The sequence below is a fragment of the Taklimakanibacter albus genome (assembly GCF_016595235.1).
GTDB lineage: Bacteria > Pseudomonadota > Alphaproteobacteria > Rhizobiales > Aestuariivirgaceae > Taklimakanibacter > Taklimakanibacter albus.
Map to the genome: position 1 here is coordinate 1,668,187 of NZ_JAENHL010000007.1, position 17,864 is coordinate 1,686,050.

Here is a 17,864-nt window from a genome sequence, read left to right on the forward strand (position 1 = left end):
CGGATAATCCGATGCGCAAATTAAAGAGATGGAAGGCCGGTCAGGACGGGAAGATCAGCGGCACGGCGGCGGGATCACGCCCCAGGAAGCGCCGCTTGGCGCGATGCGCCATCAGCTTCATACGACCGATCTGCGGCAGCGTGGCGCGCACGCCGGACCACACGCGGTGCCAGACATCGTCGAGATGATGCGGGCCTTGGCGCTCGGTGAGCTGGTCCATGTAGTGCTTGATCGCATTGGTGGCCCAGGCGGCATGGCCCGCCGTCACATTGTCCGCGGCGTTGTGCATGTCCACGAACAAAGTGGGATAGCGGAAGCGGCGCAGCGTATCGCGGGCTTCCATGTAGGGGCCGCCCACGCCCGCGAGCTCGACGGCGAGATTGAGGCCGAGGATCTCCGGCATGAAGTGCCGCGGGAAGCAGGAGATCGCCAGCCACAGCGTCGCAATCTCGTAGGAACTGTCGTCGAGACGATCCCAGTCCGCGAAGGCGCGCGATTCGACCGGCGGCGCCGAGACGCCCATGGCGGTGAGGAGGTCACGGTAGATGTTGGCGTGATGCTCCTTCGACTTGCCCTCGCCGATCTCCTCCACGAAGACGTGGAACATCATGCGCGCGACCGACGTGTGGATCAGCGGCGGCGACGCCATGCCCTGCAGCCACGCGCCGTCGATGAGGATGAGCGGCGCCAACTGCACGGTCGTTTCGATAAAGGCGTCCTTCGGCACGTCGGGCCGCGCCGCCGGCGGGCGGTAGGAATCGACCTGGTCCCGGTGCTTTTTATCCAGCCAGCCATCGAGCGCGCCGGGGCTGTAGTGCCGTGAGGGGATCGGACGCTCGCCCTTCCAGATCATGGCGCGCGAGCGCTCCAGCCGGTCGCGCGCAAAGCGCTCGGCGACGGGAAGAATCTCCGGGAAGAACTCGACATTGACCAGGTGATAATAGAGGTCGCGGATCGAGCACTTGCCGAACATCGCTTCGCTGCGGCGGCGGAAATCCGCCGCGGGAAACAGGCGGCCCTTGACCATGGCCTCGGTCTGAACAGCGGGTTTGAGGCCAGGGTCGGTGATCGCCAGCGTGGCGCTGCGATCCCCTTCCGGGCTGTTGCGCTTCTCGCGCGGCGGCAGGCTGAGGACCCAGTTTCGGATGACCTGCTGCTCGGCGGGCGAGAATACGGCGAGCATCGGGCCGCCGAAGCCGATGAGGCGATTGAGGAACGGACTCTTGTCGGGATCGCCGGGGCGGATCCAGGGCGAAGCCGCCAGCGCATCGAGCAGCGCCGGCCCGTTGAAGTTTTCGACGTCGAAATATTCGTCGATCTTGCGGCCGCCGAGCGGCCGGTTGCCATGATAGCCGCGCGCCGAGGCGGCCTTGCGCCACACCAGGTCGATCATTTCCTGCTGCGGATTGGGCGGGCCGGAAGGCGCCGCCGCGATCGTCGCCTCCTCCCAGCGCCGCCACAGGCGGAGCAGCGTCGCGGCTCCCGCCAGCATCTTGGCGAAGCCGGCCTCGCGCTCGTCCTCGGGCAAATCCTCGAGCACGGTCGCCGCGGCCGTCCGCGCGAGATCGCAGCCTTTCTCCGCATAACCGTCGGCGAGCAGATCGTCACCGATGGCGGGAAGATCGAAGTGACGGCATGCCTCGGCGATGAGGCCGGGGCCGAAGGCGGAAAGGCCCAGATATTGCCAGGCGAGATTGACGCCGACGATTTCCGGAAAGAGCGTGCGCGTGAATTGCGCGATGGCGAGGAGGAACCCCGGCAGGGCGAAGCTTTCCTCCGCGAATTCAAGGTGCTTGGCGAAGGAGTGACTCGACACATCATCCCCTGGAAGGCCGAGGCGCGAGCAGACGAGGCGGTAGTCGCCGGCAAAGTGGCGGCCGGTATCCGCAACGAAGCCGCGCACCTGATGCTGATAGAGGCCGGTCAGTGTGGCGCCGGCATGCGTGTGGGCGGTGGCGACGCGGCAGCCCGTCTCCAGCCAGCAGCCATCGACGAGAGCGGCCGGCAGATACTGCGTCAGAACATGGAGGAGCTTCCGCCTTGCGACGCCCGCGTCAGCCGCCTGCCAGGCGCGGCCGCTGGTGCCCTTCGACGCCGAGAGAGCATCGGTGAGCGATGCGACGCGCTCCGCGACGGACGAGCCGGTGATGCGGCGGGCTAATTCGCCGCCATCTCCGCTCTTCTCATCGCGAATTTCCCGCTGCACGAGATCGCGCGCCATCGGCAGGACCTCAGGATGCTCGTCGATATTGACGAGGAAATAGAACAGGTCCCGCAACGAAATCGCCGTCTCGGACGGCGGGTTGGGCAGGTCGCTCCGATCGAAGGAGTACTGTAATTTCTCGCTATTGAGCGTGCGAAGATCCATCGGCATCCGACAAGATCACCTGGCTCGGCTCACAATAAAAATATTCTTCCAGGCTTGCCGCCGCTCTATCAGGCTTGCGCCTCGCCCGCAATGACATAACCGGCTTAGTCGCTTTAGCGCGAATTGGGTTCGGCAACTCAAGATTGTATTTGAGTGTGCGGCATAGGCAAAGCGATGGGGGTGCTTGTTGCCGCGCCTGCGATTCCCTTACAACGTCCCATGAGGGGCGAAGCGGGAGGAAGATTTGTCGGTCCGCACTTGCATGAAGTTGCTGACGGTCGTCGTGTCGATTGCCGTCGCCTTGATAGTCGGAGAGATCCTGGTCCGGACCTTCACGATCTATCCGAATACGCTCGCCTCCAATCGGATCCTCGACGAAAATATCGGCTTCCGGGCCTCGCAGAAGATTCCCGAGGTCGATGCCGACGGCTTCCGGAATCCCGAGGGCGTTCCCAAGGAGATCGTCGCCATCGGCGACTCTCAGACCTTCGGCTTCAACGTTCGCTCCGACGCTGCGTGGCCCTCCCTCCTCTCCCGCGCCATCGGCAAGCCGATCTACAATTTTGGCTCCGGCGGTTACGGCCTCATCGTCTATCACGGGCTCCTGAAACTGTACCTCAAGCCCGAAACGCGCGTCGCCATCGTAACCCTCTATCCCGCCAACGACTTTGAGCAATTCTATGCCTCCGACGCGGACTGCCTCGTGCTCGACAATCCGAACGCCTTCTGGAAGGCGGAGCGCGAGCGGCTGAAGCTGGAATGGCCGGCCTATCCGGTGGGTTGCCTGCACAATGACGACAACTCCGAAGCGGGCTTCTTCGGCAATCTTACGCGCCATATCGCGATGCTGGCGATGGCGCGGGACGCGCTCGGCTTGGGCAGCGCCGGTCCCGGCATCCCCGGCGGACCGGAAAAGGGCGTGATCGAAATCCCCGACGGGCTCGGCACCGTCAATGTCTCGCGCATCGAGATGCATGAGCGCAGCACTGATCCCGCCGTTCCCGAAGTCGCGGCCATGATGAAAAACCTGCCGATATTCCTCGCCGACTGGAAGAAGATGTCGGAGACCGGCGTCAGGATCGGCGTCGTAGTGCTGCCCTCGCGCGAACGCGTGATCCACGACTATTTCGCGCGCAAGGGGCGGCTCGGCGAGCTCGACCCGCGCCTCGCCAACGGCATGGCGAAGCAGATCGCCATGGAGCAGTTCATGCGCGATACGCTCGAGAAATCCGGCCTGCCCTTCGTCTTCGCCAATGAGGACCTCTACCGCCACCTCGAATTCGGGCTGCAGAAGGGCATACCGCTCTATCCCAAGGCCGATAATGGCCATCCGCTGGAGCTGGGTTATACCGCCTATGCCAGCGCCGCGCGTCGCCTGCTGATCAAGATGGGTCTTCTGAAATAATCGGCGCTAGATCTTCCAGATCACGCGCGTCATCAGCTTTTGCTCGATCGTGTAGTTGCTGCCCGGCACCGCGTTCGACAACACCGTGAGATCGAGACCCGCCGCGCTGGGTGACCGGCGCCGCACCGCTTCGACCGCCAAGGCGTGCAGCCGCGCGCGGTCCTCGCGGGCAAGCTCGCGGTCGAACAGCTTCATCATGCTGAGCTTCGAGGTGCGGTAGAGCAGCCCGATGAGGTGGCTTTCGGATATGCTGAGCTTGTGGAAGCGCACCCGCTCGGCGTCCGAATGGGCGATGGCGCGCGTCACCAGCGCCTCGGGGAGCACGACCTTCTTGTGCTGGTGGAAGTCCAGGCGGTCGACGAGGTCGGTGTCGCCGCCGGCACCCCAGCCCTGCAGCAGCGCGTCATAACCTTCGAGATCGCGGAAGGTCGCGGCCGGCATGACGATCAGGCCTTCGAGGCGGTTCGCGCCGTTGCGCAGCACATCGTCCTTGTGGATGGAGAGCTCGAGCGCATTCGGCATCTTGCCATAGGTGCCGGGCGTAACGGCGCCGGTGACCCATGTGGCGAAATCCCCGGCGAGCATGGTGTCGGCGTCCACGAAGACGAGGAGCGGCGCCGTCGCTTGCGCCGCGCCGATATTGCGCGCTTCCCAGTTGTTGAAATAGGGCCGGCCTTCGACCTTGACCACTTTCACCGCCGGAAAATGCTCCCGCACATAGGCCGTCGTCGCCTCCGGACAGTCATAGTCGACCACCACCACTTCCGCGCCGGGCTGAGCCGCCATCGCGGGCAGGCTTTCCTTCAGATGTGCGAGACGGCCCTTGCAGGTGGTGATGATGCTGAGCGAGGGGCCTCCGGTGCTCATGACCCTGCTCCCGCATGCGCAGAAAAATTCTGGTCGACGATGGCGCAGATGCAATGGATGGCGAAGATATGCGCCTCCTGGATGCGCGCGGTTTCTGGCGACGGCGCCGCGAAACACAGGTCGGAAATTTGCCGAAGCAGGCTGTCCTTGGCCCCCGTAAGGCCGATCACCGCCATGCTCCTGGCGCGGGCGGCCCTGGCGGCGGCGGCGACATTGGGTGAATTGCCCGACGTCGAGATCGCGATCAGCACGTCGCCCGCCTGGCCGAGTGCCTCCACTTGCCGCGCAAACACATGTTCGAAGCCATAGTCGTTGCCGACGGAAGTCAGCGCCGAGGTGTCGGTGGAAAGGGCGATGGCCGCGAGCGCCCGGCGCTCGGTGGCGAAGCGGCCGACCAGCTCAGCGGCAAAGTGCTGCGAATCGGCGGCACTGCCGCCATTGCCGCATACGAGCACCTTGCGGCCGGCGGCGAGGCGCTCGCAGATGAGCTCGGCAATCTCCGCAATGAGCGGGAGATGGCGGGTCATATCGGAAAACGCCGCCTGATGGCGATCGAGATGGGCCGCGACAAGCGCGGCGTGAGCCTGTTTCATGTTATGTTTGCAGCTCCTTCCATTTCGAGAACGGCAGAGTATTGGCCAAAGCCCCGGCGCGCGACAAGCCAGTAATCACACATAGAAGGAGGCCGGAATCAATGGCCACCTCGGTCGCGGCAGGAAGGTGGAATTGTGCTCGCGCGATTTTCAAGTATATGTAGCGCCCGCGAGAGATCGTCTGAACGCCTCAAAGGAGTGACCATGATTTCGACCCTCCGCCGCATCTTCGCCCTTGGCCTGGCGCCGCTGGCACTATCTGCCGCGCTATTGCTGGGCCAGGCCGCGGGAGTACCTTCCGCCGCCCAGGAAACCAAGCAGGGGAATACCGGCGCCAAGCCGGCCTCGCGCGCCTGGCGGACGCAATGCGGTGGCCCCGACAAAAAAATATGCTTCATCGAGCAGCAGGTGGTCGCCAACGGCCGCGTCGTGATGGTCGGCTCCTTCGGTTACAAATCGCAGACCGAGCCCGTCGCCGTCATCACCGTGCCGCTCAACACGCTGCTCAGATCCGGGCTCGCCCTCAAGGTGGATGACAAGAAGGAATCCTTGGCGCAGTTCGACATTTGCGGCCGCCAAGGCTGCCGCGTCGAGGTTCCGCTGTCCGGTGAGATGATTGGCAATCTGCGTTCCGGCAAATTTCTCAATGTCGGCTGGCGCCAGGGCGACGGCAAGAAACAGATCCTCCGTTTCAGCCTCACCGATTTCGCGGTCGCCTGGGACACGGTCGCCGCTAAGTGACGGACCCGGCTGGGCGGTTGAAGCGTCGACCGCCCTGCCCTCTCGACGCAAGGCCTCCGCATTGAACGCGCCCTTATTCATCCACGCATGGTTCAGGTCGGGCAGCACCTGGTTCTGGACGAAGCTCCGCCAGGACAGTGGTATCCGCGCTTATTACGAGCCGCTGAACGAGGAGCTCGCGGTGTGGACGCCCGAAGCCATCCGCCATGGTCCCACCAAGGCTTTCGAGGGCGACAATCATCCGCCGCTCGAAAAACACTATTTCTATGAGTATCTCGAGCTCATCGAGCAGCGCCGGCTGCTCTTCGAAACGTCCTTGTCCTATGAGAGATACTTCCTGGCCCCTGAGGAAGAAGATCCGGTACTCGAGCGTTATCTCGCGAACCTCATCGCTTCGGCGCAGGAGAACGGCTTGCGGCCCGCGCTCTGCTTCTGCCGCAGCCAGATGCGTGCACTGTGGATGAAGCGCCGCTTCGGCGGCACGCATCTCTGCCAGATCAGAGGCCCGATGGACCAATGGCTGTCCTTCGGGCGGCATGCCTATTTCAAGCAGCGCACGCTGCTCACCGCTTTCCTGCTGAACCGGCGGCATCCCGGATGCCTTGAATCCTTGAGCGGTTTCCGGGAACTCTACCGCGCCTGGCAGACGGGACAGTCATTCCAGTATCGCGACCAGGATTGCCTGGAAATATTCTGTGTGCTGTGGATCGCCTCCGCGCTGCAGTCGCTGGCGGCGAGCACCCTCATCCTGGATATCGACCGACTGGGAGCAGACACCATATTGCGCGCCGCCACGGCGGAGGACCTGCGGCTGGCCGGCCTTCCGCACGATCTCGACGACTGCCGGCCACCGGTAGCGACGGACCGCCCGGACCTGCGCCGGGCCGTCGAGGGTGCGCTCGCCCGCGCCGCCACCTTGATCAGCACCACCTCGCACCGGCCGCTGCTGCCGCCGGCTGATGACGCCGGACTGTCCGGCAAGCTCGCGCAGCTTTCGGAAAGTAACCGCGCCTTTCTTGCAGCCGCCTTGCCGAAACGGAGTTAGGCTCCCGCCGCGAGACGCGCCTTCACCGCCGATACCACGTCCTTCCAATTGCCGAGCGAGGACTGGCGGAAGAGTGTCGCGGTCGGATACCAGGGGCTGTCGCTGCGCTCCAGGAGCCAGCGCCAGTCCGCGCCGTATTTCAGCAGCACGAAGGTTTTGCAGCCCAAGGCACCGGAGAGATGGGCGATGGCGGTGTCGATGGTGATGACGAGATCGAGCTGCCCTAGCAAGGCGGCGCTGTCATCGAAAGTTTTGATGTCGCGGCCGAGATCCGCGACGCCGTGGCGTTTGAGCACGACCTCCTCCTCAGGCGTCGGGTCGACCTGGAGGGAAACGAAGCGCATGTCCGGAATATCGAAGAGTGTAATGACCTGCTCGATGGGAACCGAGCGCCCCGGCGGCTGGCGGTTGCCGCGCCAGGCGATGCCGATATTCGGCCGCCCCGTATCACGCGCCTCTGCCCATTTCTGTCGCGCCGCCTCGGATGCCCGGAGATAGGGCGTCGCGTTTGGAATACTGTCCAGGGCGAAGGACTTCATGGCGAGCGGCAGGCTCGTATAGGCAATGCGCGTGTCGAGGCCCGGCGGGCACTCGTCGCGCCCGCAAATCGCGATATCGGGAAAGCTCGCTTTGACGAGATCGAGGAGCGGCGGGGCCACTTGCCAATGCGCCTCGCATTGCTTCGACACCTCCGGAATATAGCGCAGCATCTGCAGGACGTCGCCGAAACGCTGTTCCCACTGCACCAGGAGCTTGCGCCCTTTGATGTCATCCATGCCGAGCAGCGGCAGCCCGTAATCCGGCAGCTTCTCATGCACCGACAGATGCAGCCGCTGCTCATAGGCTTCCCAGGCTTCGCGCGAGGGACCGAAGGCCAGCATCGAATTGGCGCGGTTCCAGCGCGCCTCGGGATAGCCGGGGCGCCTCACCAGCGCATCATCGAGGATGGCGATGGCCTTGCCGTGCTCGGCCAGCTCCTGCAGCGCGCCTGCCATGTTGATGCGGGCGTCGGTATTGTCCGGGTTCCTGTCGACGCAATCGCGATAGGCGGCGACGGCCTCTTCATATCTGAACAGCGCCCCCAGCACATTGCCCTTCGACAGCAGCCAGTCGGTCTTTGCCGGCTCGACCAGGAGAGCCGCCTCGATATTGCGCAGCGCCTCCGCATTGCGTTCGAGCTTCAGCAGAGTGAGGCCGAGATTGTGATAGGCCTCGCCCATGGCGGGATTGATGGCGAGCGCCGTCTCGAAAGCTCTCAGGCTCTCTTCCTGGCGGTCGAGCTTGTTGAGCGAGACGCCCTTGTTGAGCCAGGCGAAGAGATGCGCGCCGTTGAGCCGGATGGCGGCGTCGAAATCGGCGATCGCCTGCTGGTCCGCCCCCATGACTTGCAGCGTGGCGCCGCGATTGTTGAAGCTGTCCGCATGCCGCGGATTGATCGCGATCGATTTCGTGAAGGCATCGATCGCGGCTTTCATGTCGCCCAGCGCCTTCTGCGCGTTGCCGAGTTCGAACCAGGCGTTCCAGTCCCGGCCATCGAGCGCGATGGCCCGGCCGAGCGCCTGAATGGCGGGGCGGGGTTCACCCACGCCGAGGAACAGGCCGCCCAGCAGCCCGTGAAGATCGCCACGCTGTGGCATGGCCTGCGCGGCCCGGGCGAAGGACTCGATCGCCCGCCGCTTGTCGCCGACTGCGATCAGGCAATGGCCCATCAGGGCATGCGCCTCGCCCGCCGTCGCCGGATTGGCGAAGGCCCTCTCGCAGAGCGCCATGGCATTGGCCTGGCGGCCACAGATATGCTCGACCTCCGCCCGCACGATGGCCTGGCGGGGATCGTTGGCGGCAAGGCCCGACAGGCTGGCCAAACCGCGCCACAGAGCCTGCTCGCGCGGCGGCACACGTTCGCCTTTGAGCCACTCAATGGCGGCGGGCGACAGCAGGCCCTCCGATTTCGCGGCTTCAACCGCGGCGTCGACCTGGCCGCCGGCGGCCAACGACAGGGATTTGCGCAGCGCATTGCCGAATTTCGCGGTTTCAGGACGGGAATGTTTGAGCATCGACAGGACCTTCACCAAAACCACCAGCACAAGGCGCTGCCTGAACCTGAGACTCGGGAGGTTCCGGGCCGACCCTGACACAGACTTCCATAATGCAATTCCCGAGTGAAGCCCATCCGTGCACGGTTGTAGATTTTTTCCGGGCGGTCTGCTACCTGCCGAAGGCGAGACGCGCGACAGCGGCATTGATGATGTACAATCACCAGTCTTTTCCCGACCCGACCGGCACCACGACCAGCCAGCTGAGTGTAAGAAGGCGCTTCGTCTATCTCGTCGTGAGCATCCTTATCGGCCTCGCCTTCACGCTGCTCGTCCTCGAGACAGCGTCCTACTTCCTCCTCAAGATGGAGGGTAAGGCGCAGCCCTATATGTGGCGGCCTTATGAGGAAACGATCCTCGGCCGGGACCAGTTCCGCGAGGCCTACCGCACCCTCGACCCGCATCTCGCCTTCACCTATGGCAAGAACTCGCCCAAGCTTGCCACCGTCCGGGAGAAATACACCTGGATGGAGGGCTTCGTCATTTACGGCGACATGAGCAAGGGCATGCAGCGGCCCATCATCCTGGCGCTCGGCGGATCGACGACCGACGGCGTGAAGTTCCCCAACAGCTGGCCGGAACAGCTCGCCCGTATCCTCAAGGAGCGCAATCTTCCGGGCACGGTGATCAACGGCGGCATCGGCGGCTATACGAGCAGCCAGGAGCTCCTGAAGCTGATCCGGGACGGCCTGGAATTCCAGCCCAATATCGTCATCACCCTCAACGGCGTGAACGACGCTCTCAATTACGGTCTGCCCGGGCACCTGATGGTGCAGCCCTATCAGGAGAACGTGATGCAGGTCGCGACCGGTGCCGAGGATGGGCGCTGGTTTCCCAATACGGTGACGCTGTTCCGGCGGGTTTTCCCGAAGTCGACCGACATCGATTATACGCTGGGCCTCACCTCCAACCGGCCGCGCGCCTCACTCTACAGGAAGAATGTCGAGCTGATGAACGCCTCCTGCCTGTCGCAGGGCTGCAGATTTTACGACGTGATCCAACCCTTCTCGTTCTTCAACAGCCGCCATGCGCGGCCCAATCCCGAATCCGTCGGGAGCGAATATATCAAGGCTGTCACCACGCTCTACCAGGCCATCCTGCCTTTCACGCAGCGCCATGATTATATTCGCGACGCGACACAGGCGCTCGAGGGAACGGACCAGGTCGTCTACCAGAGTGATGGCGTTCACCTGACCGACGAGGGCAACCGCATCATCGCCGAATACATGCTGGAGATGATTAAGGGCCATCTGCAGCCGCAATGAGCGGGATCGACCAAGACTGAAGGCACCTGCGGTTGAGTCGACGCATTCTTCGTAGTTTCTTAAATGAAACAACAGAGAATGAAACTCCAGCTCAACCACCACGGAGCCGGAGGAATCTACCTGGCTCTGATCGGGCCTCAGCTCTCCCGGGAAGAGATAAGAAGTTCCTAACAGCTATGGTAAATTCCATGAATTGATTGATCTGGCGCCGCGACTGACAAAAAAGTGAATATCCGGAACTTCCATCGGTTGCAAAATAGCGACCAGTTCCGAAATTTACGCTTCGTTTCGCCGATTTCCTCTGTTATCTGCTGGATCCGAGATGTCCAGCGCGCCTGCAATCAGAAGCAGCATTTCCATTATCCTGGTCCGGATCACCGGCGCCGGACTGGCCTTGCTCGCCCAAATCATCGCCTCGCGGATCATCGGCGCGGAGGAATTCGGCCGTTATAGCCTGATGCTCGTATGGCTGCTCCTGCTGGGGCATGGCGCGACCGTTGGAACCAATCCCCTGCTCTGCCGCTACATCGCGCTTTATATAAAGTCGGGCGACATTTCCGCCATCGCCGGATTGTTGCGCGCAACGATCTCAGTGGTGCTGATTGTAGGTCTGACGCTCGGCGCGAGCGCCGCTCTCCTGGTCCATACGGGCGCAATTGCTGTAGGCTCCGAGACGATCCTGCTGGCGACGCTGGCTTTCAGCGCTATTCCGCTCCTCGTCCTGCAGGACTATCTGGAATCGATCGCCCGCGGCATCGACCGCCCGGCGCTGGGAATTGTGCCGGCCTATCTGGTCCGTCACCTGGCGATTATTGTCGGCGTGTCTTCCGCTTTCCTGTTGGGTCATCAGGCCGGCGCGGTGACGGTGATGAGCATGACGGTCATCGGCCTCGTCATCAGCCTCGCTATACAGTTCATTCTGCTGCACCGTCATCTTGGCGGGCTGCTGCGCGGCACGGCGCCGGTCTATCGGCTGCGGGAATGGGTTCGCACCGCACTTCCCATGGCGCTCAGCGAGGCCGCGGAAGTGCTTCTTATGAATGCCGACATATTGATCCTCGGCATGTTCGTGGAGCCGGAGCTCGTCGCTTACTACTTTGCGGCGACGCGCCTGGCGCAAGTGCTGACCTATATTCCTTACGGCATGAGCGCGGTGACGGCGCAGCGCATGGCGGCCCTTGCCGAGTGCCGCGAACGCGGAAAGCTGCAGGCGCTGATCAATCATACGACGCTTGCTTCCGGCGGGCTCGCCATAATGGCGGCACTCGGCATGGCCGTGTTGGCCCCCTATCTTCTGGCGCTGTTCGGCAGCGATTACGCGGAAGCCGTGCCATGGGTGGCCATTCTCGCCGGCGGCATTGCTGTTGCGTGCCTGCTTGGGCCGGGAGAGGATACGCTCAACATGCTCGGCCAGGAGCGGGCGGGGTTCGCCTGCATAATAGCCGCGCTTGCTGTCAATCTCGTGCTCAATCTCCTCCTGGTGCCAGGCTTGGGACCGATGGGGGCGGCGTGGGCGTCCGCTGTTGCGCTTGCCACACGAGGGCTGTTCGCCGCCGGCTTCGCCAAGCGCAATCTCAACCTCTATCTCCCTTTGGGCGCCAGCCGGCTGGCAGGTGCGTGAGCAAGCTTCATGGATCAGATCGTTAAACCTCACCATCGTCTTTCGCGCCAAGTGCTCGACACAGGCGCGATCAAAGCCCTGCCGGCGCGGGATTGGGACGTCCTGTCGCGCGAAACCGTGACCGAGAATCCCGCTTATTCGCGGCAATATGTTCTCGCGGGGCTGGAGACGATCGACGCCGGCGCCAATGTGCGCGCCGTCACTGTCAGCGCCGGCAACGAGCGGCTCGTCGGATTTTTCCCGTTTCGCCGCCGCATCCTGCCGCCCTTTCCGTGGCCGGTGGCCGTCGGGGCGCAGAACATCTATCAATTTGCCGGCGTGCCGCTGGCCTCGCGCCAGTGCACTGATTCAGTCATCGGCGCCTGGCTCGACGGGCTCAAGGCGGGCACGCCCTGCCGCTACTGGGCGCTTTCGAATATCGACCTCGACAGCAGCTTCCTCCAAAGCGTGCAAGCGCAACTGGCCGCGCGGGGCTTGAGCCTGCGTGTCGTCACGCCCTATCGGCGACCGACTCTCACCGGCAAGGCCGGAAGCTCCGCGGCACACAGCGCCCAGATCATCAAGAAGAGCCGAGTGAAGGACATCGAGCGCAATCTGCGGCGGCTGCATGGGATCGGCGCGGTCGATTTCGAGCGCGCCAACGAGCCGGAGCAGGTGAAGCAACGCATCGAGCAGTTCCTCGCCCTCGAGCAATCGGGCTGGAAAGGCCAGAACGGCACGGCGTTTCTGTCGAAGGATCGCGATACGGAATTTGCCCGGATGGCGTTTGGAGGCCGGGAAGGCGGGCCGACGGTCGTGGACAGCCTGCTTCTGGACGGCACGCCGATCGCCATGAGCGTCAACATGTCCAACGGCGCGACGCTCTTCACCCTCAAATGCGCTTATGATGAGAACTACCGAAAATTCAGTCCCGGGCTGGTGCTGGAATATCTGGTGGTCGAGGAGTTCTTCAAGAGCGGCGCCTTCACCGAGATGGACGCGTCGACGACCATGGACGGCCACATCATTCAGGAGTTCTGGGACAGCGACAAGCCCATGGCCTCAGTGATCATCGGCCCCGATGATTTCCGCTTGGATCTCCTGGCAAGGGGCTGGACCGCGTTGCGCGACGTCAGGCAAGGTCTGGCGCGCCTGCATCCGCTGAAATATCTGATCCAGACGTACCGCAAACGTTTTGTGGGGAGCTATGCAGCGGTGGCATTGTCGGTGAGCTGGAGCATGGACTAGCGTATCTGACCGAAAAGTGCGAAGCGCTTTTCAGACAATCCGATGCGCAGAACAAAGTCATTGGGCGCGCCGCGGCGATTCCAGCAGAAGTCCGCCGAGAGGAAATATCTGTGACCCGAATGCCCCGTGAGGCCGCCACGCCTGGCGATGTCGATTCGCCCTATGCCTGGCTGCGCCTCGTCATCACCTTGGCTCTGGGCACCGTGGCCTGTGTCGGCACCTGGTCGGTCATCGTCGTTTTGCCAACCCTGCAGCTGGAGTTCGGGACACTGCGCGGCGGTGCTTCCATGCCCTACACTTTGGCGATGCTCGGTTTCGCCGCCGGCGGCATCCTGATGGGACGCCTGGTCGACCGGCTCGGCATCGTCGTGCCCGTGCTGATCGGCGCGGCCCTGCTCTGCGTCGGCTACATTCTGGCGGCGCTCACCACCAGCATCTGGCAGTTCGCCTTGCTCTCGGCCGTGATCGGCTTTGGTTCGGCGGCGGGCTTCGCGCCGCTGATCTCCGATCTCTCACACTGGTTCAGAAAACACCGCGCCGTCGCGGTGTCATTCGCCGCCTCCGGCAGCTATCTCGCCGGCGCGGTATGGCCCCTGGTGATCGATCATTTCCAGTTCGCCTATGGCTGGCGCGCCGTCCATGTCGGGATTGGCCTGTTCGTGCCCTTCGCAATGGTGCCGCTCGGCCTGGCGCTCAGCCGCAAGCCCGCCCAGACGAGCTATGCCGCCGCCGAGGCCGCCACGGAGGCGGCCCGCGAAGAGCTCGGCCTTTCGCCGCGCCAACTGCAGGGCCTGCTCGTCGTGGCCGGCTTCGCCTGCTGCATGGCGATGTCGATGCCGCAGGTCCATCTCGTCGCCTATTGCGGTGACCTCGGCTACGGCGTGGCGGTGGGCGCGCAGATCGTCTCGTTGATGCTGGGCTTGGGCGTGGTCAGCCGCGTCGGCTCCGGCGCGATCGCCGACCGCATCGGCGCCGGACCGATGCTGCTGATCGGCTCGGCGATGCAGGCGGTGGCGCTGCTGCTGTTTCTGTTCTTCGACAGCCGGTCCTCGCTCTGGGTGATCGCCGGCCTGTTCGGCCTGTTCCAGGGCGGCATCGTGCCGATGTATGCAGTGATCATCCGCCAATTCCTGCCACCAAGAGAAGCCGGCGCCCGCATCAGCCTGGTCCTCACCGCGACCGTGCTCGGCATGGCCGCGGGCGGCCTGGCGGCAGGCTTTATATATGACGCCACCCAGTCCTATCGGCTGGCCTTTCTGCACGGGCTGCTCTGGAATCTCGTCAACTTGGCCCTGATAGGCTGGCTGCTGGTCTGGCCGAAATGGCGGCGGCGCAGCCGGGCAGTGAGGGGTCATTTGCGAGCCTAGAGCGCTTCCCGCCAAAGTTGCTCGACTTTGGCGATAAGGAAGCGCTCCAGTTTACATGTATTTCGAGCCCTTTTTCCCGTTTTGATCGAACCGGAACGATTCGATCAAAACGGGAAGGGCTCTAAGCCGATCAGCATCGAAGAGAACGAGATGTGGAGCGAGGCAGCTCCCTGAAGCTCTATGGCGTAACTTTCCTTGCCGTGACTTCCGTGTTAGCCAGACCACATCTGGGTGCACGGCGTGAGATCATGTTCCCGCCGCGCCTGCCCGCAACCGAGAGCTAAGCAAGATTGACAGGCAAAGGCAGGCACTCTCTCGGACATGAAGATATCGTGGATCGCATCTACGAAGCTTCGGTGCTGCCGGAACTATGGCCGAATGTTCTCGGTGGAATCTCCCAATTCTCCGCGACCGCGTGGTCGACGATTGTGACCGTGAGCGGCTCCCGAGCGCGCTGGGTCGCTTCATCGGAAGTCGCCGAGGAGATTGTTCGCGCGCATTTCGACAGTTTCAGCGACAACAGAAGAACCGCCCGCCTGATGGCAAAGCCCCATGCGGGATTCATCACCGACTACGATATCCTGACGCAGGACGAGATCGACGTCGAACCCGTTTACCAGGAGTTTCTGATTCCGCGGGGTTATGGATTTGGCGTTGGCAGCAACATCTCATCGGCGGCCGGCGATACAATCGTCATCCATTGTGAGGGCCATTTTGCCAGCGGCGCCATTCAACCAGCCACCGTGGAGCGTCTCGATAGTCTGCGGCCGCATCTGGCGCGGTCGGCGCTGATGTCGACCCGTCTCGCCTTCGAACGAGCGCGCACGGCGGTGGAAACCCTTTCGATGCTGGGCCTCGCGGCCTGCGCTGTGAACCAGTCGGGCATGGTGCTCGTCGCCAACGCGGAGTTCGATACGGAAATGCCGCTGTGGACGACGCGCGGCGGCAACCGCATCGCGATCCTCGACCACCGGGCCAACGGGCAGCTCTACGAGGCGCTTGGCCTGATCGCCGCGGAACAAGGCGTGCGTTCATTGCCGGTGATCGCGCCGGCCGACAGTCGGCCGGCGGTACTGCATGTCGTGCCCATCCGTCGCTCGGCGCATGACCTTTTTACGCGGGCGGCGGCCATCCTCGTGCTGACGAAGGCTTCCGATGCGGCGCTGCCAGCGTCCCCTCTCTTACGGGCATTGTTCGATCTGACGCCAGCTGAAGCCGCCATCGCAGCGCATATTGCCACGGGCAAGACAGTCGAGCGGATCGCGCTGGCTGATGGGAAAAGCATTCAGACAGTGCGTAATCAGTTGAAGAGTGTCCTCAAGAAAACCGGCTGCGATCGCCAGGTCGACCTGGTACGCATGCTCACGCGGCTCGCGCTGGCATAGGATGGCATTCAGACGAAAGCAAAAGCCGCCTCGCGGCGGCTGCTTGAGCAAATTCTTCAGTCACTGGAGAATTTGGAGCGGGCGAAGGGATTCGAACCCTCGACCCCAACCTTGGCAAGGTTGTGCTCTACCCCTGAGCTACGCCCGCATTAGGTAAGGCGCCAGGGTTTGTTCCCGGCGCGGGCGTCTTATTGCCTATGACTCGCGCAAATGCAATAGGAACCTCGCAACCATCGTAAAAGCTTCACAAAGAAGGTGAAAATGCCTGCCAGCCGCGCCGATCTGATGGCCCGATTCTCGTCCCTGGGCATCCAGACTGAGACCCGCGAACACGCGCCCGCCTTCACCGTCGACGAGGCCCGCGACCTGCGCGGGGTGATTCCCGGCGGCCACTGCAAGAATTTGTTCCTGAAGGACGAGAAGGGCGCCGTCTGGCTGATCGTCTGCCTGGAGGACGCCCGCATCGACCTCAAGGCCGCCCCGGCCAAGATCGGCTCGAAACGGCTGACCTTCGGCAAGCCGGAGCTTTTGATGGAGCTTCTGGGCGTCGAGCCGGGCTCGGTTACCCCCTTCGGCCTCATTAACGATACGGCAAACCGCATCACCGTCATCCTGGAGGAGCGTATGATGCGGGAAAACCTGCTCAATTATCACCCGCTCAACAATGACGCGACGACCACGATCAAGGCGGAAGACCTCCTCGCCTTCATCCGCTCCTGCGGGCATGAGCCCCGCATCGTGGCCCTGGCAGCCCCGTAAGGGCCAGATCACGATCAATTCAGGTCGAAACGACCTGAACTGATTAACGTGATCCGAATCTTAAGTGGGCGCGTGATCGGACGGAAAACCGGTACCCACTTTTCCTGATCACGCGCCAGAGGCCGGCCGGGTTGCAATCACCCGGCTGATCCGCCATCTAAGGGGCAGAAATCCCGCACCGAAAGGCCGTTTTCATGGAAATCTCCCCGACCGCTCCCGGCTCGACCAATGGCGCCGGCGCCCCGCCCCCGGGTGCGCTGATCAAGGATTCCGATACCCGCACCTTCATGGCGGACGTGGTCGAAACCTCGCGCAAGGTGCCGGTGATCGTCGATTTCTGGGCCCCCTGGTGCGGCCCCTGCAAGCAGCTCGGCCCCATGCTCGAGAAGCTGGTGAAGCAGGCCAATGGCAAGGTCCGCATGGTCAAGGTCAATGTCGACGAGAACCAGCAGCTCGCCGCCCAGATGCGGGTCCAGTCGATCCCGGCCGTCTTCGCCTTTGTCGACGGCCAGCCGGTCGACGGCTTCATGGGCGCGCTGCCCGAAAGCCAGATCAAGCAGTTCATCGACCGGCTCGGCAGCCAGGGTGGCATGGCCGAGGAGATCGAAGCCGCGGTGACGGCCGGCCGTGAGGCTTTGGCCCAGAACAACCTCGCCGAAGCGGCGCAGATCTTCGCCCAGATCCTGGGCGTCGACCGCGAGCATGCCGGCGCCATTGCCGGCCTCGCCAAGTGCCAGATCGCCGGTGGCGATCTCGAGCAGGCCAAAGCCACGCTGGCGCTCGTGCCGCCGGCCAAGGCCAACGATGCCGAGGTGATCAGCGCCAAGGCGGCGCTCGAGCTCGCCGCCACCCCGGTCGATCACAGCGAGATCGCCAATCTCACCCGCGCCATCGAAGCCAATGCCGACGATCACCAGTCGCGCCTCGACCTCGCGGTGGCGCTCAACGCCGCCGGCAATAAGCAGGAGGCGCTCGACCACCTGCTCCATATCGTGCGGCGCAAGCGCGACTGGAACGAAGAGGCGGCGCGGAAGCAGCTGGTCAAGTTCTTCGAGGCCTGGGGCCCCAAGGACGAGTTCACGCTGCTCGGCCGCCGCAAATTGTCCTCTATTCTGTTCTCTTGATGGG

The 17,864-nt window shown here is 63.4% G+C and carries 14 protein-coding genes and 1 tRNA gene; 10 read left to right on the forward strand and 5 right to left on the reverse strand.

Annotated features, from left to right (window positions below; translation table 11 throughout):
* Positions 1 to 40: 40 nt before the first annotated feature.
* The gene (locus JHL16_RS19455) at positions 41 to 2,374 is read right to left on the reverse strand and encodes an iron-containing redox enzyme family protein (protein ID WP_200186503.1); all 2,334 of its coding nucleotides are present in this window, start codon (positions 2,372 to 2,374) and stop codon (positions 41 to 43) included.
* 238 nt (positions 2,375 to 2,612) lie between these two features.
* Here JHL16_RS19455 and JHL16_RS19460 point away from each other — a divergent pair, with 238 nt between their 5' ends.
* Positions 2,613 to 3,773: an SGNH/GDSL hydrolase family protein gene (locus JHL16_RS19460; RefSeq protein ID WP_200186504.1), complete on the forward strand. Its 1,161-nt coding sequence runs from the start codon at positions 2,613 to 2,615 to the stop codon at positions 3,771 to 3,773.
* A gap of 6 nt (positions 3,774 to 3,779) precedes the next feature.
* Here the strand turns inward: JHL16_RS19460 and JHL16_RS19465 are convergent, their stop codons facing one another.
* Positions 3,780 to 4,640 (reverse strand): glycosyltransferase family 2 protein, encoded by an 861-nt coding sequence (locus tag JHL16_RS19465; protein ID WP_200186505.1) that lies wholly within the window; start codon positions 4,638 to 4,640, stop codon positions 3,780 to 3,782.
* Positions 4,637 to 5,233, reverse strand: coding sequence for an SIS domain-containing protein (locus tag JHL16_RS19470; RefSeq protein WP_200186506.1), 597 nt, complete (start codon positions 5,231 to 5,233; stop codon positions 4,637 to 4,639). The genes JHL16_RS19465 and JHL16_RS19470 overlap by 4 nt, the downstream gene beginning before the upstream one ends.
* Positions 5,234 to 5,437: 204 nt before the next feature.
* Here JHL16_RS19470 and JHL16_RS19475 point away from each other — a divergent pair, with 204 nt between their 5' ends.
* Entirely contained in the window at positions 5,438 to 5,974 is a 537-nt protein-coding gene (locus tag JHL16_RS19475; RefSeq protein WP_200186507.1) for an invasion associated locus B family protein, read from the forward strand.
* A 61-nt stretch (positions 5,975 to 6,035) separates the two neighbouring features.
* Entirely contained in the window at positions 6,036 to 7,019 is a 984-nt protein-coding gene (locus JHL16_RS19480; protein WP_200186508.1) for a hypothetical protein, read from the forward strand.
* On the opposite strand, the gene JHL16_RS19485 is transcribed toward JHL16_RS19480, so the two are convergent.
* A complete protein-coding gene (locus tag JHL16_RS19485; protein ID WP_200186509.1) occupies positions 7,016 to 9,073 on the reverse strand; it encodes a tetratricopeptide repeat protein in 2,058 nt (685 codons plus the stop codon). The genes JHL16_RS19480 and JHL16_RS19485 overlap by 4 nt on opposite strands.
* A gap of 188 nt (positions 9,074 to 9,261) precedes the next feature.
* On the opposite strand from JHL16_RS19485, the gene JHL16_RS19490 reads away from it, so the two are divergent.
* The 5 genes from JHL16_RS19490 (at position 9,262) to JHL16_RS35430 (ending at position 15,977) form a co-directional block, all read left to right on the forward strand.
* Positions 9,262 to 10,377: an SGNH/GDSL hydrolase family protein gene (locus JHL16_RS19490; protein ID WP_200186510.1), complete on the forward strand. Its 1,116-nt coding sequence runs from the start codon at positions 9,262 to 9,264 to the stop codon at positions 10,375 to 10,377.
* A gap of 322 nt (positions 10,378 to 10,699) precedes the next feature.
* The gene (locus JHL16_RS19495) at positions 10,700 to 11,998 is read left to right on the forward strand and encodes an oligosaccharide flippase family protein (protein WP_200186511.1); all 1,299 of its coding nucleotides are present in this window, start codon (positions 10,700 to 10,702) and stop codon (positions 11,996 to 11,998) included.
* Positions 11,999 to 12,007: 9 nt separating this feature from the next.
* On the forward strand, positions 12,008 to 13,225 hold the full coding sequence (locus JHL16_RS19500) for a GNAT family N-acetyltransferase (RefSeq protein WP_200186512.1): 1,218 nt from the start codon (positions 12,008 to 12,010) through the stop codon (positions 13,223 to 13,225).
* A 119-nt stretch (positions 13,226 to 13,344) separates the two neighbouring features.
* Positions 13,345 to 14,592 (forward strand): MFS transporter, encoded by a 1,248-nt coding sequence (locus tag JHL16_RS19505; protein WP_200187195.1) that lies wholly within the window; start codon positions 13,345 to 13,347, stop codon positions 14,590 to 14,592.
* A gap of 332 nt (positions 14,593 to 14,924) precedes the next feature.
* Complete coding sequence (locus JHL16_RS35430) at positions 14,925 to 15,977, forward strand: helix-turn-helix transcriptional regulator (RefSeq protein ID WP_200186513.1); 1,053 nt, start codon at positions 14,925 to 14,927, stop codon at positions 15,975 to 15,977.
* Positions 15,978 to 16,050: 73 nt separating this feature from the next.
* Here JHL16_RS35430 and JHL16_RS19515 read toward each other — a convergent pair.
* Positions 16,051 to 16,125 (reverse strand) — tRNA-Gly (locus JHL16_RS19515).
* 113 nt (positions 16,126 to 16,238) lie between these two features.
* On the opposite strand from JHL16_RS19515, the gene JHL16_RS19520 reads away from it, so the two are divergent.
* Together JHL16_RS19520 and trxA are read left to right on the forward strand one after the other, a co-directional pair.
* Positions 16,239 to 16,736 (forward strand): prolyl-tRNA synthetase associated domain-containing protein, encoded by a 498-nt coding sequence (locus tag JHL16_RS19520; protein WP_200186514.1) that lies wholly within the window; start codon positions 16,239 to 16,241, stop codon positions 16,734 to 16,736.
* A 194-nt stretch (positions 16,737 to 16,930) separates the two neighbouring features.
* Entirely contained in the window at positions 16,931 to 17,860 is a 930-nt protein-coding gene (gene trxA, locus JHL16_RS19525; RefSeq protein WP_200186515.1) for a thioredoxin, read from the forward strand.
* The last annotated feature ends 4 nt before the right edge of the window (positions 17,861 to 17,864 follow it).